Source organism: Nocardioides sp. GXQ0305, from assembly GCF_050880345.1.
GTDB lineage: Bacteria > Actinomycetota > Actinomycetes > Propionibacteriales > Nocardioidaceae > Nocardioides.
This window is the reverse complement of the sequence record NZ_JBNYXG010000001.1, coordinates 964895-990891: the sequence shown is the minus strand read 5'-3', so window position 1 is coordinate 990891 and position 25997 is coordinate 964895. Positions and strand designations below refer to the sequence as shown.

The 25997-nt window shown below is 72.3% G+C and carries 26 protein-coding genes; 9 read left to right on the top strand and 17 right to left on the bottom strand.

Annotation, left to right across the window (positions count from 1 at the left end; translation table 11 throughout):
- Nucleotides 1–6 precede the first annotated feature (6 nt).
- Entirely contained in the window at nucleotides 7–1086 is a 1080-nt protein-coding gene (locus ACQ1X7_RS04695) for a mannose-1-phosphate guanylyltransferase (protein WP_432476997.1), read from the bottom strand.
- Between the two features lie 20 nt (nucleotides 1087–1106).
- Between ACQ1X7_RS04695 and ACQ1X7_RS04690 the strand changes: the two genes are divergently transcribed.
- Complete coding sequence (locus tag ACQ1X7_RS04690; RefSeq protein WP_432476996.1) at nucleotides 1107–1817, top strand: TIGR03089 family protein; 711 nt, start codon at nucleotides 1107–1109, stop codon at nucleotides 1815–1817.
- A 7-nt stretch (nucleotides 1818–1824) separates the two neighbouring features.
- On the opposite strand, the gene ACQ1X7_RS04685 is transcribed toward ACQ1X7_RS04690, so the two are convergent.
- The 8 genes from ACQ1X7_RS04685 to ACQ1X7_RS04650 form a co-directional block, all read right to left on the bottom strand.
- On the bottom strand, nucleotides 1825–4545 hold the full coding sequence (locus ACQ1X7_RS04685; RefSeq protein ID WP_432476995.1) for an FG-GAP-like repeat-containing protein: 2721 nt from the start codon (nucleotides 4543–4545) through the stop codon (nucleotides 1825–1827).
- Between the two features lie 167 nt (nucleotides 4546–4712).
- Nucleotides 4713–5480 carry an ABC transporter ATP-binding protein gene (locus tag ACQ1X7_RS04680; protein ID WP_432476994.1) on the bottom strand — a complete coding sequence of 256 codons (768 nt, stop codon included), beginning with the start codon at nucleotides 5478–5480 and terminating at the stop codon, nucleotides 4713–4715.
- On the bottom strand, nucleotides 5480–6373 hold the full coding sequence (locus tag ACQ1X7_RS04675) for an ABC transporter permease (RefSeq protein WP_432476993.1): 894 nt from the start codon (nucleotides 6371–6373) through the stop codon (nucleotides 5480–5482). The genes ACQ1X7_RS04680 and ACQ1X7_RS04675 overlap by 1 nt, the downstream gene beginning before the upstream one ends.
- On the bottom strand, nucleotides 6363–8405 hold the full coding sequence (locus tag ACQ1X7_RS04670) for a glycosyltransferase (RefSeq protein WP_432476992.1): 2043 nt from the start codon (nucleotides 8403–8405) through the stop codon (nucleotides 6363–6365). Before ACQ1X7_RS04670 ends, ACQ1X7_RS04675 begins: the two co-directional genes overlap by 11 nt.
- Nucleotides 8402–9583, bottom strand: coding sequence for a UDP-galactopyranose mutase (gene glf, locus ACQ1X7_RS04665; RefSeq protein ID WP_432476991.1), 1182 nt, complete (start codon nucleotides 9581–9583; stop codon nucleotides 8402–8404). Before glf ends, ACQ1X7_RS04670 begins: the two co-directional genes overlap by 4 nt.
- Nucleotides 9584–9615: 32 nt before the next feature.
- Nucleotides 9616–10521 carry a glycosyltransferase family 2 protein gene (locus tag ACQ1X7_RS04660; protein ID WP_432476990.1) on the bottom strand — a complete coding sequence of 302 codons (906 nt, stop codon included), beginning with the start codon at nucleotides 10519–10521 and terminating at the stop codon, nucleotides 9616–9618.
- Nucleotides 10518–11450 carry a glycosyltransferase family 2 protein gene (locus ACQ1X7_RS04655; protein WP_432476989.1) on the bottom strand — a complete coding sequence of 311 codons (933 nt, stop codon included), beginning with the start codon at nucleotides 11448–11450 and terminating at the stop codon, nucleotides 10518–10520. Before ACQ1X7_RS04655 ends, ACQ1X7_RS04660 begins: the two co-directional genes overlap by 4 nt.
- Before the next feature lie 146 nt (nucleotides 11451–11596).
- Complete coding sequence (locus tag ACQ1X7_RS04650; protein WP_432476988.1) at nucleotides 11597–13069, bottom strand: LCP family protein; 1473 nt, start codon at nucleotides 13067–13069, stop codon at nucleotides 11597–11599.
- Nucleotides 13070–13230: 161 nt separating this feature from the next.
- Here ACQ1X7_RS04650 and ACQ1X7_RS04645 point away from each other — a divergent pair, with 161 nt between their 5' ends.
- The gene (locus ACQ1X7_RS04645) at nucleotides 13231–14424 is read left to right on the top strand and encodes an LCP family protein (RefSeq protein WP_432476987.1); all 1194 of its coding nucleotides are present in this window, start codon (nucleotides 13231–13233) and stop codon (nucleotides 14422–14424) included.
- A 3-nt stretch (nucleotides 14425–14427) separates the two neighbouring features.
- Here ACQ1X7_RS04645 and paaK read toward each other — a convergent pair whose 3' ends face one another.
- The gene (gene paaK / locus ACQ1X7_RS04640) at nucleotides 14428–15711 is read right to left on the bottom strand and encodes a phenylacetate--CoA ligase PaaK (protein ID WP_432476986.1); all 1284 of its coding nucleotides are present in this window, start codon (nucleotides 15709–15711) and stop codon (nucleotides 14428–14430) included.
- Nucleotides 15708–16148: a hydroxyphenylacetyl-CoA thioesterase PaaI gene (gene paaI, locus ACQ1X7_RS04635; RefSeq protein WP_432476985.1), complete on the bottom strand. Its 441-nt coding sequence runs from the start codon at nucleotides 16146–16148 to the stop codon at nucleotides 15708–15710. The genes paaK and paaI overlap by 4 nt, the downstream gene beginning before the upstream one ends.
- A gap of 143 nt (nucleotides 16149–16291) precedes the next feature.
- Here paaI and wrbA point away from each other — a divergent pair, with 143 nt between their 5' ends.
- From wrbA to ACQ1X7_RS04610, 5 genes are all read left to right on the top strand, one after another.
- The gene (gene wrbA / locus ACQ1X7_RS04630; RefSeq protein ID WP_432476984.1) at nucleotides 16292–16915 is read left to right on the top strand and encodes an NAD(P)H:quinone oxidoreductase type IV; all 624 of its coding nucleotides are present in this window, start codon (nucleotides 16292–16294) and stop codon (nucleotides 16913–16915) included.
- Nucleotides 16912–17592, top strand: coding sequence for an HAD family hydrolase (locus ACQ1X7_RS04625; RefSeq protein ID WP_432476983.1), 681 nt, complete (start codon nucleotides 16912–16914; stop codon nucleotides 17590–17592). The genes wrbA and ACQ1X7_RS04625 overlap by 4 nt, the downstream gene beginning before the upstream one ends.
- A gap of 14 nt (nucleotides 17593–17606) precedes the next feature.
- Nucleotides 17607–18089, top strand: a complete 483-nt coding sequence (locus ACQ1X7_RS04620; protein ID WP_432476982.1) for a hypothetical protein — start codon at nucleotides 17607–17609, stop codon at nucleotides 18087–18089.
- Nucleotides 18090–18140: 51 nt separating this feature from the next.
- Nucleotides 18141–19373 (top strand): MFS transporter, encoded by a 1233-nt coding sequence (locus ACQ1X7_RS04615; protein WP_432476981.1) that lies wholly within the window; start codon nucleotides 18141–18143, stop codon nucleotides 19371–19373.
- 103 nt (nucleotides 19374–19476) lie between these two features.
- Entirely contained in the window at nucleotides 19477–19959 is a 483-nt protein-coding gene (locus ACQ1X7_RS04610) for a hypothetical protein (protein ID WP_432476980.1), read from the top strand.
- A 15-nt stretch (nucleotides 19960–19974) separates the two neighbouring features.
- On the opposite strand, the gene ACQ1X7_RS04605 is transcribed toward ACQ1X7_RS04610, so the two are convergent.
- Nucleotides 19975–21147 (bottom strand): acyl-CoA dehydrogenase family protein, encoded by a 1173-nt coding sequence (locus ACQ1X7_RS04605; RefSeq protein ID WP_432476979.1) that lies wholly within the window; start codon nucleotides 21145–21147, stop codon nucleotides 19975–19977.
- A 44-nt stretch (nucleotides 21148–21191) separates the two neighbouring features.
- Nucleotides 21192–21716, bottom strand: a complete 525-nt coding sequence (locus ACQ1X7_RS04600; protein WP_432476978.1) for a type 1 glutamine amidotransferase domain-containing protein — start codon at nucleotides 21714–21716, stop codon at nucleotides 21192–21194.
- Nucleotides 21717–21784: 68 nt separating this feature from the next.
- Here ACQ1X7_RS04600 and ACQ1X7_RS04595 point away from each other — a divergent pair, with 68 nt between their 5' ends.
- Both ACQ1X7_RS04595 and arfB read left to right on the top strand, forming a co-directional pair.
- Nucleotides 21785–22195 (top strand): CoA-binding protein, encoded by a 411-nt coding sequence (locus tag ACQ1X7_RS04595; RefSeq protein ID WP_432476977.1) that lies wholly within the window; start codon nucleotides 21785–21787, stop codon nucleotides 22193–22195.
- Complete coding sequence (arfB, locus tag ACQ1X7_RS04590; RefSeq protein ID WP_432476976.1) at nucleotides 22192–22602, top strand: alternative ribosome rescue aminoacyl-tRNA hydrolase ArfB; 411 nt, start codon at nucleotides 22192–22194, stop codon at nucleotides 22600–22602. Before ACQ1X7_RS04595 ends, arfB begins: the two co-directional genes overlap by 4 nt.
- On the opposite strand, the gene ACQ1X7_RS04585 is transcribed toward arfB, so the two are convergent.
- The 4 genes from ACQ1X7_RS04585 to ACQ1X7_RS04570 all read right to left on the bottom strand — a co-directional run bounded on the left by ACQ1X7_RS04585 (nucleotide 22599) and on the right by ACQ1X7_RS04570 (nucleotide 25962).
- The gene (locus ACQ1X7_RS04585) at nucleotides 22599–23753 is read right to left on the bottom strand and encodes a heparan-alpha-glucosaminide N-acetyltransferase domain-containing protein (protein ID WP_432476975.1); all 1155 of its coding nucleotides are present in this window, start codon (nucleotides 23751–23753) and stop codon (nucleotides 22599–22601) included. The genes arfB and ACQ1X7_RS04585 overlap by 4 nt on opposite strands.
- A 5-nt stretch (nucleotides 23754–23758) precedes the next feature.
- Complete coding sequence (gene purE / locus ACQ1X7_RS04580) at nucleotides 23759–24322, bottom strand: 5-(carboxyamino)imidazole ribonucleotide mutase (RefSeq protein ID WP_432476974.1); 564 nt, start codon at nucleotides 24320–24322, stop codon at nucleotides 23759–23761.
- A gap of 5 nt (nucleotides 24323–24327) precedes the next feature.
- Nucleotides 24328–25485, bottom strand: coding sequence for a 5-(carboxyamino)imidazole ribonucleotide synthase (locus ACQ1X7_RS04575; RefSeq protein WP_432476973.1), 1158 nt, complete (start codon nucleotides 25483–25485; stop codon nucleotides 24328–24330).
- Nucleotides 25486–25656: 171 nt separating this feature from the next.
- Nucleotides 25657–25962 carry a winged helix-turn-helix domain-containing protein gene (locus tag ACQ1X7_RS04570; RefSeq protein ID WP_432476972.1) on the bottom strand — a complete coding sequence of 102 codons (306 nt, stop codon included), beginning with the start codon at nucleotides 25960–25962 and terminating at the stop codon, nucleotides 25657–25659.
- Between the last annotated feature and the right edge of the window lie 35 nt (nucleotides 25963–25997).

Genomic DNA, 25997 nt, shown 5'->3' with positions numbered 1-25997 from the left:
CGGGCGTCAGGTCAGGCCGTCCGGCCCCCGCTCGCGCAGCTCGGCCACGACGTCCTTGACGCTCTGGGCGTGCGCCCGGGTGGTCACCAGCAGCGCGTCGGGGGTGTCGACGACGACCACGTCGTCGAGCCCGACGACGGCGACGACCCGGCCCGACGCCGGGACCACGAGCCCCGACGCGTCCGCGCCGTGGACCAGCGAGGACTCGCCGAGCACCGTCAGGTCGGACTCGTCGCGCTCGAGCAGGGTCGCGAGCGAGTCGAAGTCGCCGATGTCGTCCCAGCCGAGGTCGGCGGGGACGACGACCACCCGACCGGCGGCGGCCGCGGGCTCCGCCACCGCGTGGTCGACGGCGATCCGCGGGAGCTGCGGCCACACCTCCGCCAGCCGCGTCGGGTCGTCCGCGATCGAGCGGAGCGCCGCGGCGAAGGCGGGGTCCTCGGTGGCGAGCAGGTCCAGCAGCACCGTCGGCCGCGCCACGAACATGCCGGCGTTCCACCGGAACCCGCCGTCGGCGAGGTAGCCCTCGGCGACGTCGGCCCCGGGCTTCTCGACGAACTCCGCCACCCGGTGGACGCCGGCGTGGCCGTCGAGCGGCTCACCGAGCCGGATGTAGCCGAACGCGGTCGAGGCGAAGGTCGGGGTGATGCCCAGCGTCACCAGCCACCCGTCGTACGCCGCCGCGACGGCGCTGCGGACCGCTGCCTCGAACGCCGCGGTGTCGGCGATGGCGTGGTCGGCGGCGAACGAGCCCATCACCGCGTCGGGGTCGCGGCGCTCGACCACCGCGGCCGCCAGGCCGATGGCGGCCATCGAGTCGCGGGGCGACGGCTCGGCGATGACCGCCTCCTCGTCGAGGGCGGCGAGCTGCCCGCGGACGGCTGCCACGTGGGCCTCGCCGGTCACGACCAGGACCCGGTCACCGGCCAGTGGCTGCAGCCGGTCGACGGTCGCCTGGAGCAGTGACCGCCCGGTCCCGGTGAGGTCGTGGAGGAACTTGGGTCCCGCAGCCCGCGACAGCGGCCACAACCGGGTGCCGGCCCCGCCGGCCGGGACGACGCACCAGAAGTGATCGAGCGAGGACATGGATGGAACCCTAGGGCGTCATGACGACCTTCGACGCCGTTCTGGCCCGACGGCTGGCGGCCGAGCCCGGCCGGCCGCTGGTGACCTTCTACGACCACGCGAGCGGGGAGCGGACCGAGCTGTCGGTGGCGACGTACGCCAACTGGGTCGCCAAGACCGCGTCGCTGCTCGTCGACGAGCACGGGCTCGAGCGCGGCCAGGTGCTGCGCCTCGACCTCCCCACGCACTGGCTCGGCCCCGTGCTCCTCGGCGCCGCCTGGACCGTCGGCCTGACGGTGGCGCTCGACGGCGACCCGGCCGCCGACGCGTGGTTCACCGGGCCCGAGGGCCTCACCCGGTGGGCAGGGCACGCCGGGGACGGCGTCGTGCTGGCCACGGCGCTGCACCCGCTCGGGCGTCCCTTCGAGGAGCGGTTGCCGGACGGCGTCCTCGACCTCGGCACCGAGGTCTGGTCGCAGCCGGACTCCTTCGTGGCCCTCGACCCGCCGGGACCCGAGGACCTCGCACTCGAGGGCGTGACGCAGCGGGAGGTGTGGGAGACGGCCGCCGGCGGGAGTCTCCTCACCGGCGGCGGCCGCCTCCTGACCAGGGTGAACCCGGCTTCCCCTTCCGGGATCCCCTGCTTCACCGAGCCGCTCGTCCGAGACGGCTCGGTGGTCCTGGTGGCGCACCCCGACGACGACCGGCTCGAGGCGACCTACGCCGCCGAGCGCGCCACGTCCCGCGCCTGATGCCGGCTCAGCCGGCCAGGTCGTAGCCTCCTGCCTCGCCGAGGTACCGGGGAGAGCCGTAGCCGTCCCGCGTGCCGTCGAGCCGGAACAGGTACCCGTCGCCGTCCCGGACCAGGACGTCAGCGGCTCCGCGGCGCAGCAGGTCGCTGGTGGTGATGCTCCAGTCGTACGCCGACGCGTCCGGGGCCGTGGCGTCCGCGACCTCGATCGGCTTCCGCTGCTTCAGCGTGCCGGCACCGTTGCCGGGCCAGACCAGGGTCTCGCCGTCGATCCGGCCCACCACGTCGTGCCGGTCGTCGCCGGTCACGTCGGCGACCACCTGCACCCTCCTGGCCTGGCTGAACGGGCGCTTGCCCCCGATCCGGACCGGGTCCGCGAGCCGGCCGGTGCCGCGGCCCTTGTAGAGCCACAGCGAGCCGATCTTGCGGCGCAGGATCACGTCGCCGTCACCGTCCCCGTCGAAGTCACCCGCGTTGAGCAGCAGGTCACCCCGGGTGAAGGACTGGCGGGTGTCGATCGGCGCGCCGAGGTCGAAGGTCCCGCGGTTGGGCAGCACCACCAGGGCTCCGCCGGCACGCGCCAGCAGGTCGGGGGCGGCCGTGCCCGTGACCTGTCCGGCGCCGCTGACCGTGCTCAGGCCGTCCACGGACGCCACCGGACCCACCGCCCGGCCCAGGGTGCCGTCGCCGCGCGACGGGAGCAGCCGGAGCGACCCGTTGGCCCGACGGACGATTAGATCTGCCACCCCGTCCCCGGAGTAGTCGACCCCGCCGATCAGCCACGCCACGTCGTCGTACGCCGGGGGGACCTCGGTCCGGTCGGCGAACCGTCCGCCGCCGAGACCACGGTGCAGCCACAGCCGGCCGGACCCGTCGCGCGCCCACAGGTCGGGACTGCCGTCGCCGGTGACGTCGCCCGCACCGACCAGCTGCCGGTAGCCCTGCAGGCTGGTGTCGCGAGCCACTCGGCGGAACCCACCCCGCTCCGTGCGCAGGAAGGCCACCAGCTCACCCTCCGACCGGGCGACGAGGTCCACCAGGCCGTCGGCGTCGAGGTCGCCGGCCACGGCGACGAGGTCGTGCCTCCGGAAGCTGCGCGCCGTCCGGTCCACCTTCTGGAAGCCGTCGGCGGCCGGACCCGGGCGGATCTCCAGGCTGCCCTTGTCGTCGAAGGTCACCAGGTCGCCTCGCCGGTCGCCGGTGAGGTCGGGTGCCGCGAGGAAGGTACGCCGGGCCCAGCCGGACTTGACGAGCGTCACCGGGGACCGGAACTGGGTGAGCCCGCCGGTGGGCAGGATCATGCCCCGCCCGTCGGAGGCCCGGCGCACGACCAGGTCGGGGTGGGGGGTGCCGGCGAGGTTCGAGTCGACCTGGCGGAGGGTGACCGGCTTCGAACCCCGGGCCGCCGCCTCGGCGTACCTGCGGATGGCGGGCAGCTCGGCGTAGAGGTAGCGGCCGGGGCAGGCCGTGGAGCCGGCGTCCCGGTGTCCGTTGATGGCCTGGAAGGTGTCGCCGTTGACGTTCTGGGATCGCTCCATCGGGTCGATGCCCGCGAGTCCCAGCTTCCAGGCGAACAGGGCCCCGTACGCCTTGAGCATGGCGTCGGAGGGACGCGCGGTCTCGTAGTTGCCGATGGCCGACATCGCGAAGGAGTCCTCGTTGTAGCCGAGGGTGTGGGCTCCGATGACGGGCCGGGCCACGCCGCCGTAGCGGCCCTCCCAGATGCGGCCGAACTTGTCGACCACGAAGTTGTAGCCGATGTCGCTCCAGCCGCGGGACCTGGTGTGGTATGCGTAAATGCTGCGGATCATGCCCGGGACGTCATCGCGCGAGTAGTCGTTGGCATTGACGGTGTGGTGCACGAAGCCGGCGCTGATCGAGCCGTAGCTCGGCCGGCCGTCCCGGAGCCGCTCGTCGGCCCCCCACTGCTCGCGGGTGTAGATCTTGGGCTTCGGCGCGGACGTCGACGCGGCCTGGAGCTCGATCGCCTCCTCCTGCGACGCGTCGCGGTCAGCATCGTCGGCTGCGCCCTCGGCGCCGGACGCCGGGGACTGCCGCTGCACGTCCGCGGCCCTGCCCGGAGCGACGACCGCCAGCGACATGTCGTCCGGCAGTCCGTCCTCCGCCACCGCGCGCAGCTGCACCCGGTCGACCTCCCCGACGAACAGCGGGTCGGTACCGGGCCGGGTCTCGCGGCCCTCCTCGGTCTCCGGCTCGGGTGCGTGCTCGTCGTGGTACTCGAGCTCGCTCCACCCGCTCCACGCGCCGTCGGTCGCGGTCCGCACCTCCAGGTCGATCCGGTCGTCGTCGACCTGGGCGTCGTGCGACCAGGTGACGCCGACGGCGCCGTACCCCGTGACCGGCTGCGGCTCGCTGAGGACCGTGGTCGGGGTCAGCTGCTCGGTCTCCTCCTCGACCTCGCCGTCGGTGGCACCGTCCTGCTCCGCCGTCAGGGCCACCTCCTCGACGACCGGCTCGACCGGTTCGGCCGGCACCGTCGAGGCGGCCCGCCCCTCGTGCCCGGTGCGGGGGGCACCGGGCACGCCGCCTGGCTGCGGGCGGTCGTGCCGGGAGTCCGGCTCGGGGGCGGCACCCGGCGTCGAGGAGCCGGGGGTCTGGACGACGTCGAGGGACACGACGGACGCCGCAGGGGTCAGGACGGCCAGGACGGCACCGAGGGCCAGCAGCTGCTGGCAGGAGGTGACGAAGTGGGCCTTGCTGGGACGCATCGCGGGCTACTCCAGTGCGGGGGAAGATTCACACGGGTAGCAAGTTTCACACCAGTCACACGCCTCGGCGCAACAAAACTGAGTAACTACAATCCTGTAATTTCCACTCGACACGCCGACACGCCGAGAAAATCCGGCAGCGAGAGGGGACGGTCCAGGCCGGGAACTCAGTCGTCCTTGCCGAAGCCCTCGTCGTCGTCGCCGTCCTCGCCCTCGTCGTAGTGGAGGTACTTGATGCCCTCCTCGACGTCGCCGTCGAAGCCGAGCTTGCCCTTCTCGAGCACCAGCACCCGGTCGCACAGCTGCTTGACGGCGCCCGGGGAGTGGCTGACGAAGAAGATCGTCGTGCCGTTCTGACGGATCTCGCGCATCTTCTGCTTGCACTTGCGCTTGAACGGGCGGTCCCCCACCGCCAGGGCCTCGTCGGCGATGAAGACGTCGGCCTCGACGTTGATCGCCACCGCGAAGCCCAGGCGGGCCTTCATGCCGGAGCTGTAGTAGACGACCGGGGTGTCGATGAACTTGCCGAGGTCGGCGAAGTCGATGATCTCGTCCATCTTGCGCCGGGTCTCCGCCTCGCTCATGCCGAGGATGGCGGCGTTGAGCCACAGGTTGTCGCGGCCGCTGACCTGGGGCTGGAAGCCCGCTCCGGTCGCGATCAGACCGGCCACCCGGCCACGGGTGAGCACCTGGCCGCCGTCGGGCTGCATCACGCCGCTCACCAGCTTGAGCAGGGTCGACTTGCCCGAGCCGTTGAGGCCCATCAGCCCGATCGACTCTCCGTCGTCGACGCTGAACGAGACGTCGTCGACGGCGTTGAACCGGTCGTGGGTCTTCAGGCCCCGCATCTTGGCCAGGGCGATCTGCTTGATCGACCGGTGGTACTGCATGGTGAAGGACTTGGTGACGTTCTCCGCCTGGATCATCCGCGTCATCAGAGACGCTCCGGGACCCGGCGCTCGAGCTTGCTGAACCACACCTGGGCCAGCACGAGCAGCACGATCGACAGCACCAGCATGATCACGCCGCGGCTGTACAGGTCGGAGGGCATGTCCTCGGCGAGCGCCCGCTCGGGGTCGTTGGTGAGCGGGACCCAGAAGCAGCGCTGCATCAGCAGCACCGCCTCCGCGATCGGGTTGAGCAGGTAGACGTCGGCGACCCACGGGACCTTCTCGAAGCGCTCCGCCACCAATGAGTACGGGTAGATCATCGGCACGCTGAACGTGGTGAACTGGGTCAACGTCTGGGTGACCTTGCTGAAGTCGCGGAAGAACACGTTGGCCACGCTGAACAGCAGGCCCAGCGCGAGCCCGAGGACCGCGACGAGGGCCAGCCCCAGGAGCGCCGCCGCGACGCCGACCGGGTCGGGCGTCCAGCCCAGGACGGCGCTCACGAGCACCGTGATGACCAGCATCGGCACGGTGTGCCAGAAGGAGACCAGCATGCTGGCCACGGGGAACAGCTCGCGCGGCATCGGGAGCTTGATGATCAGCCCCCGGTTGCTCACCAGCGAACGGGTGCCGCCGTTGAAGGTCTCGGTGAAGAAGTGCACCAGGACCATGCCGCACACCAGGTGGATGGCGAACGGGTAGAGCCGCTCGCCGCCACGGCCGATCAGGATCTGGAACACGAAGTAGTACATGCAGAAGCGCACGCCGGGCTGGATGTAGCTCCAGAACCAGCCCAGGAACGTGCCCTGGTAGCGCGCCTGCACCGTGCTGCGGACCAGGAGTCGCAGCAGGTAACGGCGCCGGAAGACCTCGAGGAGCCCGTTGTTGTGGCTCGCCGGCGCCAGGGGCGGCAGCCCCTCGCGGGCCTCAGCGGTCATCGGCGTCCATCCACGGGCCGAACGTCCTCTCCCACGCCTCCGGGGAGGTGATCTCGGGAAGGGCCGCGCGGTAGCGGGCGGCCAGGTCGTCCCAGTCGGTGCGGAGCCTGCGGTGGATGGCGAGGGTCCGCTTGAGCAGGTCGAAGAACTTCTCGCGGTCCCTGCGGTAGAAGGCCGCGGCCGTCCCGTCGGGCATCGAGACGATCGCCGAGTCGTAGCGGGCGATCTTGTGCCACTTGGCGTCCTGCGCCATCACCTCCGCCTCGGGGAAGTCGTGCGCGTGCTCCCGCGGAGCCCGCAGCTGGCGCAGCGGCTGCAGCAGGGCCTGGACCGTGGCCGCCCTGCCCGAGATGACCGGCGAGGCCTCCTTGCCCCTGCGGGGCAGCTTGTGCCGCTTGACCTCGGGAAGCGCGCTCGGGTCGGCCACCAGGGTGGCGTCGTCGAAGCCCTTCACGAGCTCCTTGAGCTCGGGCAGGGCGGTGGGCAGCTTGGCGTGGAGCGCCTCCGGTCCGTCCAGCACGTCGAGGAGGGCCTTGTGGCGCAGCTCGACCGTGGAGTACTGCATCGACACCAGGTGCTTGATCTGGTGGTTCAGGCTCTCCTGGACCATGCGTCCGCCGTGGGGGTACTGCGAGTGCAGCAGCGCCGCGATGAACCGGTTGCGGTGGTGGAAGTAGGCCTGCCAGTCGAGGGCGTCGTTCTTGTCGGTCCACGGCACGTGCCAGACCGCTGCGCCCGGGAAGGTCACCGTCGGGTACCCGGCTGCCTTGGCGCGCAGGCCGTACTCGGAGTCGTCCCACTTGATGAAGAGCGGCAGCGACAGCCCGATCTCGGCGAGGACCTCCGACGGGATCAGGCACATGAACCAGCCGTTGTAGTCGACGTCGACGCGCGCGTGGAGCCAGCGGGCGGACCGGAGGTTGCGGTTGCCGAGGTCCCAGCCCGGGAACACGCCGGGCGCCGACCCCCACCAGAACCGGTAGGGCTCCACCTTCTCGCCGAAGCTGTGCAGCTGCGCCTTCGAGAACAGGCTGAACATGTGCCCGCCCACGATGGTGGTGGTGCGGCACAGGTCGCCGAAGGTGACCGCCCGGACGATGCCCTCGGTCTCGCACTCCACGTCGTCGTCGAGCATCATCACGTACTTCGAGCGGCCGGCCTTGAGGCCTTCGTACTGGGCGCGCGCGAAGCCGCCCGAGCCGCCGATGTTGCCCTGCTCGATGATCCGGAGCCGGTCGCCGAGCACCTTCTCGGCCTCGGGGTAGAACTCGGAGTCGACCACCTTCTCCTTGCCCTGCTCCAGGACGATCACCTCGTCGAGGTAGTGCTCGAGGTGACCGGACTCGCCGAGCTGGGCGAGCAGCTTGGCGCAGAAGTCCTGCCGGTTCATGGTGGTGATGCCGATGGTGACCGTGCCGCGGGTGGCCCGGTCGTCGGGCACGGCGGCCGTCCACTCGGCCGACTCGACGACCGCGTCCTCGTCGGCGGCGACGACGTCGTACCAGTACCAGCCGCCGTCGACGAAGGGCTTGAGCGGGAGGTCGAAGGAGTACTCCCCCGACGAGCCCTCGTTGGTGGCGCTGTCGACCCGCTGGGAGCGCCCGTTGGCCAGCGAGCGGTAGACGGTGACGTTGGCCCCCTTGCCGCGCAGCCGGACGGTCAGCCGCACCTCGGAGACGATGGTCCAGCGACGCCAGTACGACGCCGGGAACGCGTTGAAGTAGGTGCCGAACGAGAGCTTGTCGCCCAGCTTCAGCCGGTACGCCGTGCGCGACTCGATCTGGTCGGGGTGGATCTGGGTCCCGGTGCCGACCGCCTGCCGCATCGCGACGGCATTCAGCTCCTGGGCGGTCCTGTTGTGGCCGACCTCGTACTTGTCCGCGTCGAGGACGGCCGGGTCCGGGTCGATGTACAGACGGATCACGTCTGTGTCGCGGTTGGCGGGCATGATCTGCCGCTGCAGCAGGACCCGCGTGGTGCCCGGGGCGGCCTGGTCGACCCCCTCCTGGGTCTGGGTGTGGGTGACGCTCATTCGTCGACTCCTCCGCTGGTCAGCTCCGCGCCCTGGGTGAAGTGGGGCCTGAGCTTGTTGTCGTACATGGACAGGGCGGAGCCGATCGCCATGTGCATGTCGAGGTACTTGTAGGTGCCGAGCCGGCCGCCGAAGAGCACCATCGGCTCCTTCTTGGCGAGGTCGCGGTACTTCAGCAGCTTCTCGCGGTCCTCGGCGGTGTTGATCGGGTAGTACGGCTCGTCGCCCTCCTCGGCGAACCGGCTGTACTCGTGGACGATCACGGTCCGGCCGGGGAGGTGGGTCTTCACCCGCTCGGGGTGGAAGTGCTTGAACTCGATGATCCGGGTGAAGGGGACTTCCTGGTCGTTGTAGTTGACCACGCCGGTGCCCTGGAAGTCGTCGACCTCCTCGACGGACTCCTCGAGGTCGACGGTCCGCCAGGAGAGCCGGCCCTCGGAGCTGCCGAAGTACTCGTCGACCGGGCCGGTGTAGACGATCGGGACCTGGCCCTTGTAGTCGTCGGCCACGTCGAAGAAGTCGGTGTCGAGCCGGACCTCGATGTTGGGGTGGTCGGCCATCTTGGTGAGCCAGGCGGTGTAGCCGTCGACCGGCAGGCCCTCGTAGGTGTCGTTGAACCAGCGGTTCTCGAAGGTGTAGCGCACCGGCAGCCGGGTGATGATGTCCGCGCTCAGCTTCGTCGGGTCGGTCTGCCACTGCTTGGCGGTGTAGCCCTTGATGAACGCCTCGTAGAGCGGCCGTCCGATCAGGCTGATCGCCTTCTCCTCGAGGTTGGTGGCGTCCTCGGTCGCGATCTCGCTCGCCTGCTCCCTGATCAGCGCCCGCGCCTCGTCGGGGGTGTGGCTCTTGCCGAAGAACTGGTTGATCAGGCCGAGGTTCATCGGCAGTGAGTAGACCTGCCCCTGGTACTTGCCGAAGACCCGGTGCTTGTAGTCGGTGAACGAGGTGAACCGGTTGACGTACTCCCAGACCCGCTCGTTGGACGTGTGGAACAGGTGAGCGCCGTACTTGTGGACCTCGACCCCCGTGGTCGGCTCCTTCTCGGAGTAGGCGTTGCCGCCGAGGTGGTGCCGGCGCTCGAGCACGAGCACCTTCAGGTCGAGCTCGCTGGCGCAGCGCTCGGCGATCGTGAGGCCGAAGAAGCCGGAGCCGACGACGACCAGATCAGGACTGGACAAGGGGGATCTCCTCACGAGGTTGACGCAGTGGGTCAGTCTACGGATGAGGGCGGCGGCTTCCGCATTCCCCGCGCGTCGCGTAGGGCGTGGATCACGTTGCGCGCCTCGCCACGGCCGCCGCGCGCCGGGCTCAGCACCACCACCGCGCCGGCGATCAGCCACGGCTTGAGCCGCACCAGTGGGTTGCGGCCGTAGCGCAGGTGCACGACGAACAGGTTGCGGTACATGTAGTACCCCTTCCACGACCCCAGGTCGTGCTGCTGGTCGAAGTCGAGCTGCCGCACCAGCACGGCGTCGCGGACCGCCCAGATCCGGAACCCGGCCCGCCTGGCCCGCACGGCGTAGTCGACGTCGTCGTAGAAGATGAAGTAGGACGCGTCGGGCAGCCCGATCCGGTCCACGACGTCGCGGCGCAGCATGAACCCCTCGAAGGCGACGTTCTCCAGCTCAACCAGCGCCGGCATCGCTGCCCGGGTGCCGAACTCGGTCTCGACCATGCCCGTCTTCGGCTTGATCGCCAGCGGGTTGTCGAGGTCGAACCGGGTGGCCGCCTTCTCGACGAGGCGACCGGCGGTGTCCTCGCGGACCGCCATCAGGCAGGGCTCGTCGTGGGCGAGCAGCACCGCGAGGCAGTCGGGGGCGGGGACGACGTCGTCGTCCATCAGCCAGATCCGGTCGAAGCCGTCGCCGTACGCCTGCTCGAGGCCGAGGTGGAAGCCACCGGCGCCGCCGAGGTTGTCGGGGCTGTGCGTGACGTGCAGGGGCAGGTCGCCGCCGTGCCACTTGTCGAGCACCTCGCGGGTGTGGTCGGAGCTGGCGTTGTCGACGATGTAGACCGCGTCGGGCCGACGGGTCTGCGCAGCGAGGCCGTCGAGCATCCGGCCGAGCAGGTCGGCCCGGTTGTAGGTCACGACCACGACGGCGACGGTGGTGCTCACCGCAGGTACCTCTCGTGCCCGGTGAAGTCGCCGCGCAGCCCGGCCACGATCCCCCGGCCGCTCAGCAGCAGCCGCCGCGGGTCGGGTCGGGTCACCGTGTAGAACCACAGGGTCTTCACCCAGAACATCAGCACGTGCGGCCAGCCGCGGTAGTCCCGCAGGTTGACGGTGTTGTTGCGGGCCATGCAGTAGTGCTTGAGGTCGCTCGGGCTGTGGTTGTACGTCGTCCGGCCCCCCATCATCGGCGTGCCCAGCTCCCCCACCGACGGGTGCCGGACCCGGGCGGCCGCGACGGTCGCGATCCGGGCGCCGGCCCGCTCGGCGCGGAGGCGGTACTCGTGGTCGTCGCCCCAGATGAAGAACTCCTCGCGCGGGTAGCCGATCTCCCGGCCGAGCACCCGGGTGACCAGGACCCCGTTGAAGGGGATGACCACGTCGGCCAGCATCCCGTCGCGGGCCGCTCGCTCGACCGCGTCGGTGTGGTGGACGACCCGGGTGCCGCCGGGCAGCCGGATGGGGAAGACCAGCCGCTCCGGGTCGGCCTCGTCGACCACGACCGGCCCCCAGAAGTCCAGCTCGCCGTCGTGGGCCAGCAGCAGGTCGAGGCAGTCGGGGTCGGGCAGGCCGTCGTCGTCCATCAGCCAGACCAGGTCGGCGCCGCACTCGTCGAAGGCCTGTCGCATCCCCTCGTGGAACCCGCCGGCGCCCCCGCGGTTGCGGTCGAGCGTCACCGCGTGGAGCCGGGACTGCTCGACCTGCTCGCGCAGCCAGTCCCCCGTGCCGTCGGTGGAGGCGTTGTCGACCACCACGATCTCGTCGAGCCGCCCGATCTCCAGCAGCCGGTCGACCAGTCGCTGCACCAGCTCCAGCCGGTTGAAGGTCACCACGGCCGCCACCACGCGCGGTCCGTGCTCCTCCGACTCGGTCACGGCCCACACCCTCCCACGTGGTGCGTGGAAGCCGTCATCACGGTCTGCTCGTCCCACCGGGTCTCGACACGCTCAGTCGCGACCTCGCAGGCTCGGTCGCGGTCGCTGCTCGACCACCATCGATCAGGTCCGCTGCGCGGCCGTGATCAACACGCCGTGCCGAGGTCGCTGGACTCGTTGGCGGCGTACCCCTCGGACATGCTCCCGATCGAGCCGCCGGTCATCGCGGGGGCCTGCTTGCGCTTCTTCCCCTTGTCGGAGCCACCGGAGGACGTCGGCGCGTCGCCCTCGGCCCGGTCGATGGCCTCGGCGACCTTGTCGTGGACCAGGTCCATGTCGGGGTCGGCCGTGTCGACCGTCGGCGGGACCAGCGACAGCGTGGAGATCTTCTGGTCCTTGGCCAGCAGGGCCAGCTGCACGAACCGGTCGACCTCGCTCCGCGGGATCGACGTCGACACCATCTCCGAGCTGGCCCGCGCGATGCGGGAGAAGTTCTTCAGCGCGACCTGGGGGCTGACCTGCTGGAGCATCGCGTTCATGACGCACTTCTGCCGCGCCATCCGCGAGTAGTCGTCGGAGCCGTAGCGGGCCCGGGCGAACCACAGCGTCTCCAGCCCGTCGAGCCGCTGGGTGCCGGGCTCGATGTAGCGGAAGTAGGAGTCGGTCGGGAGGCCGACCGGGATCTGGTCGCGGACGTTGAGGGTCACCCCGCCGAAGGCGTCGACGAGGTCCTTGAAGCCCTCGAGGTTGACCATCGCCCAGTAGCTGATGTCGAGGTCGGTGATCCCCTCGACGGCCGAGACCGTGGCGTCCACCCCGGGCTGGTCGGAGTGCCGGAACAGCTCGGCGTGGTCGCCCGCCCAGGTGCTGACGCCGTTGAGGTAGCAGCCCTCGCAGTCGAAGCCGTCCGGGAACTGCCGGTCCATGACCGAGCCCTCGCGGAACGGGAAGTTCGCCATGTTGCGCGGGAGCGAGATCAACACCGTCTTGCCCGTGGTCGCGTCGATGCTGGCCACCGTGAGCGAGTCGGGGCGCAGCCCCCAGCGGCCGGCTCCGGCGTCGCCGCCGAGCAGCAGCACGTTGAAGCGGCCGTCCGCCGCACCGGCCGCCTCCCCGTCGCCGAACATGGTCACCAGGAAGTCGCGCTGGACGCCGACGACGTGGGCACCGAACAGCAGCGTCCCGACGACGGAGAAGCACAGCAGCCCGTTGACGCCGACCGCTGCCCGGCGGTGCGGCAGCGACAGGCCGAGCGGCTGGCCGAGCCGCCAGGCGTCGACGATGAGGAGCGCCCAGCCGACGGCGAGCGCCATCAGCCCGACCCGCAGCACCCCGAGCAGCAGGGTGTTGGACGCAGCCCAGAACGCGAACGGGTGCCACAGGATGGACAGCCCCAGGCACGCGGTGCCGGTCGCCAGGAGCACGGCCCAGATCCGCATGGCCAGCCGACCGACGTCCCGGTTGCCGGCCACCAGCTGGGCCGACCCCGGGACGACCAGCGTCATCACCATCAGGGCGACCGCGCGCCGGAACCGGACGCGCGCGGCCCGCTCGTCCGGCGGACGGCGGGTCGACCCGGCGGGCGCGTCGGGCGCAGGGCCCGGCAACTGGCTGGGCATACGGGGAAGTGCCTCTCGGTGCTCGGGGAAGGAAGCAACGTGGCAGCAGTATCACCAGTCACACCCGTCACAGCCGTGACGACGCGCCGAACGCCGCCGGGCGTCGTGGCCCGAGGGGCTGGTCGACCGGCTCTCGGGCGCGGCACGGTAGTTTCTCCGCCATGGCTGATCGTCCGCAGGGGGGTGGACCCCAGGACGGGTCCCCCGACTACCACTGGCTGTACGGCTCCAGGGGCCAGCAGCCGAGCGGCGACGAGACACGAGCGATGCCGCAGCAGTCCCGCGACGACGGCACCCGGGTGATGCCGACGGCCGCCCGGGAGGCGCGGGGCCGTGAGTCGGCGCCGCCGCCGCAGCGGCCGGTCAAGCCCGTCAAGCCCCCCAAGGCACCCCGTCGCCGCCCGCGGTTCCGGCTCAAGTGGTTGTGGGGCCTCCTGGTCCTCTGGCTGGTCTTCCTGATCGCGATCCCGTTGTGGGCGTGGAGCAAGGTCGACAAGGTGGACGCGTTCCCGGGGTCCGGCCGTCCCGACGAGCAGCCCGGCACGACGTACCTGATGGTGGGCTCGGACTCGCGGAGCGACCTGTCGGCCGAGGAGCGCAAGGAGCTCGGCACGGGCAACCCGGCGGGCAACCGCACCGACACGATCATGATGCTCCACACCGGCGCCGGCCCGAACCTGCTGATGTCGATCCCGCGCGACTCGCTGGTGTCGATCCCCGGGTACGGCGACGGCCAGAAGGTCAACGCCGCCTACGCGTACGGCGGCCCCAGGCTGCTGGTGCGCACCCTCGAGGGAGAGACCGGCATCCGGATCGACCACTTCGTCGAGGTCGGGTTCGGCGGCTTCGTCGACCTCGTCGACGCCGTCGGCGGCATCGAGGTCTGCCCGCCGTTCCCGATGGACGACCCGCAGGCCAACATCAAGCTGGAGAAGGGGTGCCAGGAGGTCGACGGGCCCGACGCCCTCGGCTACGCCCGCTCCCGCAAGACAGACGAGCAGTTCGGCGACCTGGGTCGCGCGCAGCGGCAGCGCGAGGTGGTCTCGGCGATCGGCAGCGAGGCGGTCTCGCCGTGGTCGGTGCTCAACCCGATCCGCTACTACAGGCTGAACATGGCCGGCGCCCGCGCCGTCCGGGTGAGCGAGGGCACCTCCCCGTTCGCGATGGTGCAGTGGGCGATCGCGATGACCCGCGTCGACGGCGACCACGGCCTCACCTGCGGAGTGCCCGTCGCCGACTTCGCGGTCAACTGGGACCAGGAACGGTCCGAGGAGATGTTCACCTACATCCGCGAGGACGACACCGAGGGCATCCCGAAGAGCCTGTGCACCCCGACCGGGTTCCCGCGTCAGTGAGGCTCAGCGCTCGTCGCTGATCCGCTTCGCCTTGCCGAGCGACCGCTCCAGGGTGCCGGGCGGCACCACCTCGACCCGGGCGGTGACACCGATCCGGTCCTTGATCCGCTCGCCGAGCCGTCGGCCGAGGGTCTCGTCGACCCGTCCGTCGAGGGGCTCGGCGGCCTCGACCCGGACCGTGAGCTCGTCGAGGTTGCCCGGGCGCGTCAGCACGCAGACGTAGTGGGGCGAGAGCCCCTCGACGGTGAGGATCTGCTCCTCCACCTGGCTCGGGAAGACGTTGACACCGCGCACGATCATCAGGTCGTCGGTACGACCGGTGACCTTCGCCATCCGCCGGAAGGCCGGGTACGCCGTGCCGGGCAGCAGCCGGGTGAGGTCGCGGGTCCGGTAGCGGACGACCGGCATCGCCTGCTTGGTGAGGCTGGTGAAGACCAGCTCCCCCTCCTCGCCGTCGGGCAGTGGCTCGAGGGTCACCGGGTCGACCACCTCGGGCAGGAAGTGGTCCTCCCACACGTGCAGGCCGTCCTGGGTCTCCCCCGCCTCCTGGCTGACGCCCGGGCCCATCACCTCCGACAGCCCGTAGATGTCGACGGCGCGGATGCCGGAGCGTTCCTGGACCGCGCGCCGCATCTCGTCGGTCCAGGGCTCGGCGCCGAAGATGCCCACCTCCAGGCTGGTGTCGTGCGGATCGACCCCCTGGGCCTCCATCTCGTCCAGCAGCGCCAGGAAGTACGACGGCGTCACCATGATGACCCGCGGCCGGAAGTCGAGGACGAGCTGGACCTGGCGCGCGGTCATGCCGCCGCTGACCGGGACGACCGTGCAGCCCAGCCGCTCGGCGCCGTAGTGGGCGCCGAGGCCCCCGGTGAAGAGGCCGTAGCCGTAGGCGACGTGGACCAGGTCGCCGGGCCGGCCGCCGGCGGCGCGGATGGAGCGGGCCATCACCTCGGCCCAGGTGTCGACGTCCTCCCGGGTGTAGCCGACGACGGTCGGCTTGCCGGTCGTGCCGCTGGAGGCGTGGACCCGCGCGACCTGCTCGCGGGGGACGGCGAACATGCCGAACGGGTAGTTGGCGCGCAGGTCGGCCTTGGTGGTGAACGGGAACCGCGCCAAGTCGGCGAGCGAGGTCACGTCGCCGGGCGTGACGCCCGCGTCGGCGAACGCCCGGGCGTAGTGGGGCACCTGCCCGGCCCGGCGCAGCGAGTCGCGCAGCCGCTCGAGCTGCAGCTCCTCGAGCTGCGCGCGGTCGAGGTCGGGGACCCGGCCGGGCTCCGCGTCGGTCACGGCTGCCCCTCCCCGGACTCGCCCCAGAAGGCGCCGCCGACCTCGCGGGACCGGCCGGTGAACTCGGCGACCACGGTCGCGCCCGCCCGGACGGTCACGTCGTACGTCCCGTCGCGGCCCTCGCGGACCCGCTCCTCGGCGATCGCGACCAGGGTGTCGCCGAGCCGGGTCGGGGCGCGGAACCGGATCTCGGCCCCGGCCGCGACCGTACGGCGGTTGTAGGAGTTGCAGGCGAACGCGAAGGCGCTGTCGGCCAGGGTGAAGGTGAGCCCGCCGTGACCGATGCCGTGGCCGTTGACCATGTCGTCGCGGACCGTCATCGCCAGCTCGGCGCGTCCGGGGCCGACGTCGCGCAGCTCCATCCCGAGCGCCTGGCTGGCGCGATCGTCGGCCCACATCGCCGCCGCGCTCCGGTGGGCGATCTCGTCGGGGGTCACCCTCCCGATCATGCCGTACGGCGACCTTCGCCACCGCCGCCCGGGCCGCCGCAGCCGAACAACCACACCTCCGGGTGAGGGACCGCGTGCACCCCCGTGGCAGGGTCGAGGGGTCAGCTCCCGAGACCGACGAGAGGACACCCGTGCCCGACCCCGTGAAGCTCGCGATCATCTACTACTCCTCGACCGGAACGCTCGACGGCATGGCCCGTCGCGCCGCCGAGTACGCCGAGAAGGCCGGTGCCGAGGTCCGGCTGCGCCACGTCGAGGAGCTGGCCCCACGCGAGGTGATCGAGCAGCAGGACGCCTGGCGGGAGCACGTCGACGCGACGGCCGACGAGCCGCGCGCCACCCCGGGCGACGTGGTCTGGGCCGACGCGGTGCTCTTCGGGTCCCCCACCCGCTTCGGCAACGTGTCGAGCCAGCTCAAGCAGTTCCTCGACACCCTCGGCCCCCAGTGGGGTGAGGGGTTGCTCGCCGACAAGACCTACGCCGGCTTCACCGCGGCCCAGACCGCCCACGGCGGCCACGAGAGCACGCTGCTCGCCCTCTACAACACCCTCCACCACTTCGGCGGCATCCTGGTCTCGCCGGGGTACACCGATCCCGTCAAGTTCGCCGACGGCAACCCCTACGGCGTCTCGCACGCGACGGGGGCCGACAACGACGAGCCGCTCGGCGAGGAGGAGCAGGACGCGTTGCGGCACCTGGTCGAGCGGATCGTGGACGTGACCGGTGACCTCCTGCGGGGGCGCGCGGCGCGATGACCGATCGTCCGACGCGCGTCGACACCGTCGTCCTGGACATCGACGGGACCCTGGTCGACTCCAACTACCAGCACACCGTGGCCTGGTCGCGCGCGTTCCGCTCGGCGGGCCACGACATCCCCAGCTGGCAGATCCACCGCGCCATCGGCATGGGCGGCGACCGGCTGGTCGCCGCGGTGGCCGGGGACGACGTCGAGGACTCCGCGGGGGACGCCGTCCGTGCCGCCTGGGAGAAGGAGTACGACGCCATGCCGGACGAGCCCGTGCCGTTCCCCGGCGCGGCGGAGCTGCTCGCCGACCTGCGCGGCCGGGACCTGCGGGTGGTCCTGGCCAGCTCCGCGATCCCGCGGCACGCAGAACGCTCCCTCGCCCTGCTCGGGGACGCCCGCGAGCACGCGCAGGCGACGACGACCAGTGAGGACGCCGAGGAGTCCAAGCCGGACCCCGAGCTGCTCGAGGTCGCGGTCAGCCGCGTCGACGGCTCCTCCAGCATCGTGGTCGGCGACTCGGTCTGGGACGTGGAGGCCGCGCACCGGCTGGGGATCCCGGCGGTCGCGCTGCTCAGCGGCGGCTTCGGCGAGGACGAGCTGAGAGCGGCCGGTGCCGACTGGGTGCTCGAGGACGTCGCCGACCTGCGGCAGCGGCTGGACCAGGTGCTCGCGCCCCGCGACGACTGACAGGAGAGAACGACATGCACGAGCTGGACGTCTACCTGCAGCAGCACTGGGCGGCGGCCGCCGGTGGCCTGGACCTGGCGAGGAGGGTCGCCGCCAGCCACGCCGGCTCCGACGTCGGCGCGGACCTGGCGACGGTCGCCGAGGAGATAGCGGACGACCGGGTGGCGCTGCGGGAGCTGATGCTGCGGCTCGACCTCGACCCGGGCACCGTCGTCCCCGCGGTCGTCCGGCTCGCCGAGCGGATCGGCCGGCTCAAGCCGAACGGGCGCCTGCTCCGCCGGTCCCCGGTCTCCGACGTCCTGGAGCTGGAGGCCATGCGGGCCGGGGTCAGCGGGAAGCGGGCCGGCTGGGACGCCCTGTTGGCGCTGGCCGAGGACGTCGAGGCCCTGCCGGGCGACGAGCTCCAGCGGCTCCGCACCCGCGCCGACGACCAGCTCGAGCGGCTGGCCGCCGTCCACGCGGCCCTCGTGGTCCGCAGCCTCGCCCCCACCACCTGACCGACCTCCTTCCTCGCCGTACCCTCTCCGGTGACCGGAGGGAGCCGAGGGGTGGACGCAGGGCGGGCCCGGGTGCAGCGCCGCACCCTGACGGTCGTCGTGGTCTCCCAGATGTTCGGCGGCGCCGGCCTCGCTGCGGGCGTCACCGTGGGCGCGCTGCTCGCCGAGGACATGCTCGGCGGTGCCGGTCTGGCCGGTCTCCCGGCCGGGCTGTTCACGCTCGGCTCGGCGCTGGCGGCGTACCTCGTGGGCTCGCTGTCGCAGCGCTCGGGGCGGCGGACGGGCCTGGCGACCGGGTTCCTCGCCGGGGCCGCCGGCGCCGTCGGCATCGTGGTCGCGGCGGTCGTCGACAGCCCGGTGCTGCTGTTCGTGTCCCTGTTCGTCTACGGGTCCGGCACCGCCACCAACCTGCAGGCGCGCTACGCGGGCACCGACCTCGCCGCCCCGGAGCGGCGGGCCACCGCGGTCAGCATCGCGCTGGTCGCCACCACCTTCGGCGCGGTCGCCGGGCCGAGCTCGGTCGGGGCGACCGGCCGGGTCGCCGCAGACCTGGGCCTGCCCCCGTTGACGGGGCCCTTCCTGCTGGCGGCCGTCGCGTACGGGGCGGCGGCGCTGGTGCTCCTCGCGCTGCTCCGCCCCGACCCCCTGCTGCTGGCCCGCAGCCTGCGGGCGGCGGACGGGCCCGACGAGGACGCGTCCGCGGACCATCCCGGGTGGCGTCGCGGCGTGGTCGCCGGTGCCACGGTCATGGTCCTCACCCAGGTCGCGATGGTCGCGATCATGACGATGACGCCGGTCCACATGCGCCAGCACCACCACAGCCTCGACGCGGTCGGGTTGGTCATCGGGATCCACGTGGCGGCGATGTTCCTGCCGTCGCTGGTCACCGGGCCGCTGGTCGACCGGGTGGGCCGTGCCCCCATGGTGGTCGCCTCGGGCGTCACGCTGCTCGCCGCCGGCGTGGTGGCGGCGTCCGCCCCCGAGGGATCGCTCGGACTGCTGACCCTCGCGCTGGCCCTGCTGGGCCTGGGCTGGAACTTCGGCCTGATCTCCGGCACCGCCCTCATCGTCGACGGGACCCCGCTCGAGACCCGCGCGCGGACCCAGGGAGCGGTCGACGTGCTCATCGCCATCAGCGGCGCCACGGGCGGGGTGGCCTCCGGCTGGGTGGTCGCGGGGACCAGCTTCGCGACCCTGTCCCTCCTGGGCGGCGCGCTGTCGCTCCTGCTGCTCCCGGTGATCGTGTGGGCGGGGTCGCCGCGACGTACGCCGGTCGGCGCCTGAGCACTCTCCTGGCGGTCTCACCCGGAACGGACCAGCCGACGGCGGGGGCACGACAGCACGATGGCCCCCGAGGGTCCACGGCACGGACGGGAGTGGGATCGGCATGACGACGAAGGACGCGTTCACCGACGAGGAGTGGGCGCGGATCGTGCGCGCTCCCTTCGTGGCCGGACTGGCGATCACGCTCGCCGACCCCGGCGGGCCGATCGAGGCCGCGAAGGAGACGATGGCGACGTTGAAGGCCGCGACCAGTCCGCCCAGCCGCGAGCAGCTGCTCACCGAGGTCGCGCTCGACGTGCAGTCGATGACGCAGGAGCGGCGCAACCCGCTCAAGGGCTACAAGCCGACCGGCGGGGGCGCCCCCGGTCCCGCCGTGCTCGACGAGCTCCGCGACGTGCACGCGATCGTCGCGGGAAAGGCCACCCCCGGCGAGGCCTCGGCCTTCGGCGAGTGGCTGGTCGACTCCGCCCGCCGGGCCGCGGAGGCGGCCAAGGAGGGCGGCTTCATGGGGTTCGGCGCCGAGCAGGTGAGCGACCGCGAGCAGGACATGCTCGACCAGGTCCGGGAGGCGGTCTCCGGGGCGTGAGGAACCCGCACCTGCTCAGAGCTCGGACTGGATCCCGGCGAGCAGCTGGCGGGCGACCACGATCCGCTGCACCTGGTTGGTGCCCTCGTAGATCTGGGTGATCTTGGCGTCGCGCATCATCCGCTCGACGGGGTAGTCGCGGGTGTAGCCGTAGCCGCCGAGCACCTGCACGGCGTTCGTGGTGACCTCCATGGCCACGTCGGAGGCGAAGCACTTGGCGGCGGCGCCGAAGAAGGTCAGGTCGGGGTCGTCACGCTCGGAACGACCCGCGGCGGCGTAGGTCAGCTGGCGGGCGGCCTCGACCTTCATGCCCATGTCGGCGAGCAGGAACTGCAGGCCCTGGAACTCCGCGACCGGCTGGCCGAACTGCCGGCGGTCCTGGGCGTAGGCCAGCGCGAAGTCGAGGGCACCCTGGGCGACCCCGACCGCCTGCGCGGCGATCGTGATCCGGGTGTGGTCGAGCGTGCGCATCGCGATCGCGAAGCCCTCGCCGACCTCCCCGATGACCCGGTCGCCGGGGATCCGCACGTCGTCGAGGTAGACCTCGCGGGTCGGGCTGCCCTTGATGCCGAGCTTCTTCTCGGGCGCGCCGAAGGACACGCCCTCGTCGGACTTCTCGACGACGAAGGCGGTGATGCCGCCGCGGGTCCCCCGCTCGGGGTCGGTGACCGCGAGGACGGTGTAGAACTCCGACTCCTCCGCGTTGGTGATCCACCGCTTCACGCCGTTGAGCACCCACTCGTCGCCGTCCTTCTCGGCGCGGGTCTTCATGGCGCCCGCGTCGGAGCCTGCGTCGGGCTCGGACAGGCAGTAGGAGAACCCGCCCTCGCCTGCCGCGAGCTTGCCGAGGTAGTGCTTCTTGAGCTCCTCGGAGCCGGCCAGCTGGATCGGCAGCGAACCGAGCTTGTTGACCGCCGGGATCAGGCTGGAGCTGACGCAGGCGCGGGCGACCTCCTCGATCACCAGGCAGGTCGCGAGCGCGTCGGCCCCGGCCCCGCCGTACTCCTCCGGCACGTGGGGGGCGTGGAAGTCCGCGGCCTGCAACGCCTCGGCCGCCTCGCGCGGGTAGCGCGGCTGCTCGTCGACGTCGGCGGCGTACGGCGCGACCTTCGCGTCGCACACCGCGCGCACCGCCTCACGGATCGCCCGGTGCTCCTCGGAGAGGGCGTAGAGGGGGAAGTCGCTCATGCCGCGGATTCTAGGCGCGGCGAACGGAACGGCCGGACCTGCCCTCAGTCGACGGCGGCGAGCAGCGCCTTGGTGAACGCGGGGATGTCGCCGGGGTTGCGGCTGGTGATCAGGTTGCCGTCGACGACCACCTCCTCGTCGACCCACTCGCCGCCCGCGTTGCGGATGTCGGTGCGCAGGCTCGGCCACGACGTGGCGCGCTTCCCGCCCAGGCAGTCGGCCTCGACGAGGATCCACGGCGCGTGGCAGATCGCGGCCACCGGTTTGCCGGAGGCGGCGAAGTCGCGGACGAACGCCACGGCATCGGCGTCCAGGCGCAGCGCGTCGGGGTTGGCCACGCCGCCCGGTAGCACGAGCGCGTCGTAGTCGTCGACCGAGGCGTCGCCCACCTCCTTGTCGACGGGCCGGGTCTCGGACTTGTCGAGGTGCTCGAAGGTCTGCACCTCGCCGGCCTCGGTGCTCAGCAGCTCGGCGGTGTGCCCGGCGTCGGTGACCGAGTCCCAGGGGTCGGTGAGCTCGACCCGCTCGATGCCCTCGGTCGCGGTCAGGAATGCGATCTTCTTGGCCATGCCCCCACCGTAGGAACCCGCTCAAGCGAACGGGACCACCCGTGGGGGTGGGCTCCTAGAGTGGAGGCATGGGCGTCCCGTGGCAGGATCCGGCTGCCATCGACCTGATGCTCGACGACTGCGAGACCTGGGCGGTCGTCGGCCTCTCCGGCGACCCGTCGCGGACGGCGTACGCCATCGCGAGGCTGCTGCAGCAGCGCGGCAAGCGGATCGTGCCGGTCCACCCCGACGCCCCCGAGGTGCTGGGCGAGCAGGGCTATCCCACCCTGGCCGACATCCCGTTCCCGGTTGACGTGGTCGACGTGTTCCGGCGGTCCGACGCGGCCGGCGAGTTCGCCGACCAGGCCGTGGCCGTCGGCGCGCGCGGCGTGTGGTTCCAGCTCGGTGTCGTCGACCACGAGGCGTTCGAGCGCACCCGCGACGCCGGGGTGCCGATGGTCATGGACGCCTGCCCGGCCATCGAGTGGCGCCAGCGGTGACCGACCTGCGGGTCCCGCCCGGCCCGGGTCTGCCGGACGGACTGCTGGTGCCCGAGGAGGAGCTCGTCGAGCGGTTCAGTCGTGCCTCCGGACCCGGCGGCCAGTCGGTGAACACCACCGACAGCCGCGTGGAGCTGGTCTTCGAGGGCGCGACGTCGTCGGTGCTCACGCCCGCCGAGCGGGAGCGGGTCGGCACGATCCGGGTGGTGGCGGCCGAGCACCGGTCGCAGCACCGCAACCGGCTCGCCGCCCGCGACCGGCTCGCCGACGCCCTCCGGTCCGCGCTCGCCCCGCCCCCTCCGCCGCGCGTCCCCACCAAGCCGTCCAAGTCCTCCCGCCGGCGCCGCGTCGAGGCGAAGCGCCGCCGCGGGCAGACCAAGGCCCTGCGCGGGCGGGTCCGCGACTAGGTGGAGCGGGCACCGGCGGGTGGGCGCGCCGCCACTCGCCGGAGCAGCCGGCCGGGGAGGCCGACGACCCACTCGAGGGGACCGCGCAGGCCGGCGAGCACGAAGATCGCCCCGATCGTGCCGAGCACCACGACGTGGATCAGCATCGCGTCCGGCTCGTCGGGCAGCCTGACCCCGACACTGCGCATCCAGACGTGGAGCGAGTACAGCGAGAGCGTCATGGTGCCGGCGCCGAACAGCACCGCCACGACCCGCGCGCCGAGGCTCGGGAGCGCGCCCACCACGAGCAGGCACAGCCCGATCACGGCCAGCGCGCTGCCGGTCGTCTGCGCCAGGTCGAACGGGGTGCCGGTGTGGGGGGCGGAGACCAGCAGCCACCCGACGTCACCGCCGGTGGGCGTGGTCCCGTAGGAGTCGGTGCGGGCGGCGTCGAGGGTGCGGGCGCTGAACCGGTCCTCGGTCAGTACCTCCGACACCAGCGTCGCCGTCGCGGCGAGCACCAGGCCGCCGGCGACCAGGCCGCCCTGGACGGTACGACGGGCGAGGTCGCTGCGGCCGAGCGCCATGCCCGCGAGCAGGTAGGTCAGCCAGGTGAGGACCGGGTAGTAGCCGGTGACCAGCAGCTCCGAGACGAGCAGCGCGGGCTGCCCGACCTGGTCGAACGACGCGTTGTCGAAGCGTCGGGCCGGCAGGTCGGGCCGCAGCAGGTGGGACACCAGCGGGGAGACCACGAGCCAGACCACCGCGAGCACCGCCAGGGCACGCGCGCCCAGCGCCAGGAAGGGCAGGCCGAGCAGGAACAGCACCCCGTAGTAGGTGAGGATGATCGCGATCCCGCTGTCCAGCCCGCCCAGCCAGAGGCCGAGCAGGGCGACCAGGACGGCCCGCGCCGCCAGCCCGGCGGCAGCGAGCCCGAGGGCCCGGCCGCGGGCCGGCGTACGACCTCCGGAGGCCAGTGCGAGGGTGGTGCCGGCGAGGACGGCGAAGAGGGCGGACGCCCGGCCGCCGGCCAGCACGTGGTGCAGCGCCTCGTCACCCGCCGGGGTGCGTGACGCCAGGAGGTGGGTGGAGACCATCCCCAGCAGGGCCAGGCAGCGGGCGACGTCCAGCCCGACCAGCCGGGCCCGCCCGGGTGCCCTGCCGACGGCCACCGGCGTCAGAAACCGACGCGTGGCGAGCCGCCTGCCGCGCGGCGCACGGACTCCCCCTTGGCGGACGCGGACTCCTTGAGCTCGACCTGGAACGTCACCATCCGCTGCCGCAGCGCGTCGTCGGACGCCGCCAGGATCCGGACGGCGAGCAGCCCGGCGTTGCGGGCGTTGCCGACGGCGACCGTGGCGACCGGGACGCCCGCCGGCATCTGCACGATCGACAGCAGCGAGTCGAGACCGTCGAGGTGCCGCAGCGGCACCGGGACCCCGATCACCGGCAGCGGGGTGACCGCCGCGAGCATGCCCGGGAGGTGGGCGGCGCCGCCGGCGCCCGCGATCAGCACCTGCAGGCCCCGCCCGGCCGCGCCGGCGCCGTAGTCGAGCATCTCCTGCGGCATCCGGTGCGCCGAGACCACGTCGGCCTCGTGGGTGACGTCGAACTCCGCCAGCGCCTCGGCCGCGGCCTGCATCACCGGCCAGTCGGAGTCGGAACCCATCACGATCCCCACGCGGGGCGGTTCCTGAGGAGGGCGCTCTGCGCCCGTCTCGAAGGGGGCTTGGTCTGCCATGCCGCTCACTCGCTCTCGTCGCCCAGGTCGCCGCGGAACCACGCCGCGGCGTGCCGGGCACGCTCGAGGCAGTTGTCCAGGTCATCACCGTAGGCGTTCACGTGGCCGACCTTGCGTCCCGGCCGCAGGTCCTTGCCGTAGAGGTGGACGCGCAGCTGCGGGTCCCGGGCCAGCGCGTGGGGGTAGCCGTCATAGAGCCGGCCCACGCCGTCGGGGCCGCCGAGGATGTTGACCATGACCGACCAGCGGGCCCGCGGCACCGGGGACCCCAGCGGGAGGTCGAGCACGGCGCGCAGGTGGTTCTCGAACTGGCTGGTGACCGCGCCGTCCTGGGTCCAGTGGCCCGTGTTGTGGGGCCGCATCGCCAGCTCGTTGACCAGCACCCGGCCGTCGGCGGTCTCGAACAGCTCCACGGCGAGGATCCCGGTGACGCCGAGCTCGCGGGCGACCGTGAGGGCGATCCGCTGCGCCTCCCCGGCGAGCCGGTCGTCGAGGTCGGGCGCCGGCGCCACGACCTCGTGGCAGATCCCGTCCCGCTGGGTCGAGGCGACCACGGGGTACGCCGCCGCCTGCCCGCTCGGCGAGCGGGCGACCAGGGCGGCCAGCTCGCGGCGGAAGTCGACCTGCTCCTCGGCCAGCAACCCCACGCCCGTCGAGCCGGCGACCTCGAACGCGTCGGCGCAGTCGGCGGCCGAGTCGACGAACCACACGCCCTTGCCGTCGTAGCCACCGCGGGTGGTCTTGAGCACGCACGGGAAGCCGAACGCCTCGACGTCGGCCGGGCTCTCGATCCGCGCGTGCCGGGGGCACGGCACGCCCAGCGCGGTGAGCCGCTCCCGCATCACCGCCTTGTCCTGGGCGTGGACCAGTGCCTCCGGTCCCGGCCGGACGGCGAGCCCGTCGGACTCGAGGGCGTGCAGGTGCTCGGTCGGGACGTGCTCGTGGTCGAAGGTGACGACGGCGCACCCGGCCGTCACGGCGCGCAGGTCGCCGAGGTCCGTGTGGTCACCGACCAGCTGGTCGGGGATCACCTGGGCCGCGGAGACACCGGGTGCCTCGGCGAGCAGCCGCAGCGGCAGCCCGAGGGCCGCCGCGGGCTCCGCCATCATCCGGGCCAGCTGGCCCCCGCCGATGACGGCGACCCTCGGTGCTGGCTCGGACACGAGAGCGAGGGTATTACCCGGGGTGCGTTGGCGATCCCCCGGCCGTCGCGAGCGACGTTCAGCGCGTGCGATGGCAAGGCGGACGAGCGAAGGCGTGGCGGAGCCACGTCGAGTCGAGGACAACGCCGCCAGCGTGCGTGATGGGCGGCGCGCAGCAGGCCACGGGGTTCGTCAACGTGCCCCGGTCTCGAAGCGGAGGCCGCGGCCCCGGATGGTGGTGATCAGGTCGGGCCGGCGGGAGTCGTCGCCGAGCTTGCGGCGCAGCCAGCCGAGGTGGACGTCGATGGTCTTCGACGACGTCCAGAACGTCGTCTCCCAGACCTCGCGCATCAGGTCCTCGCGGCTCACGATCGTCCCGGCGCTCGCCATCAGGGCGTGGAGCAGCTCGAACTCCTTGCGGGACAGCCCGATCTCGCGCTCGCCACGCCACACCTGCCGGGTGGCGGGGTCGAGTCGGACGTCCTGGACGGTGAGCACGCGAGAACGGTAGGTATCGCCCCGGCCGTCGCGTG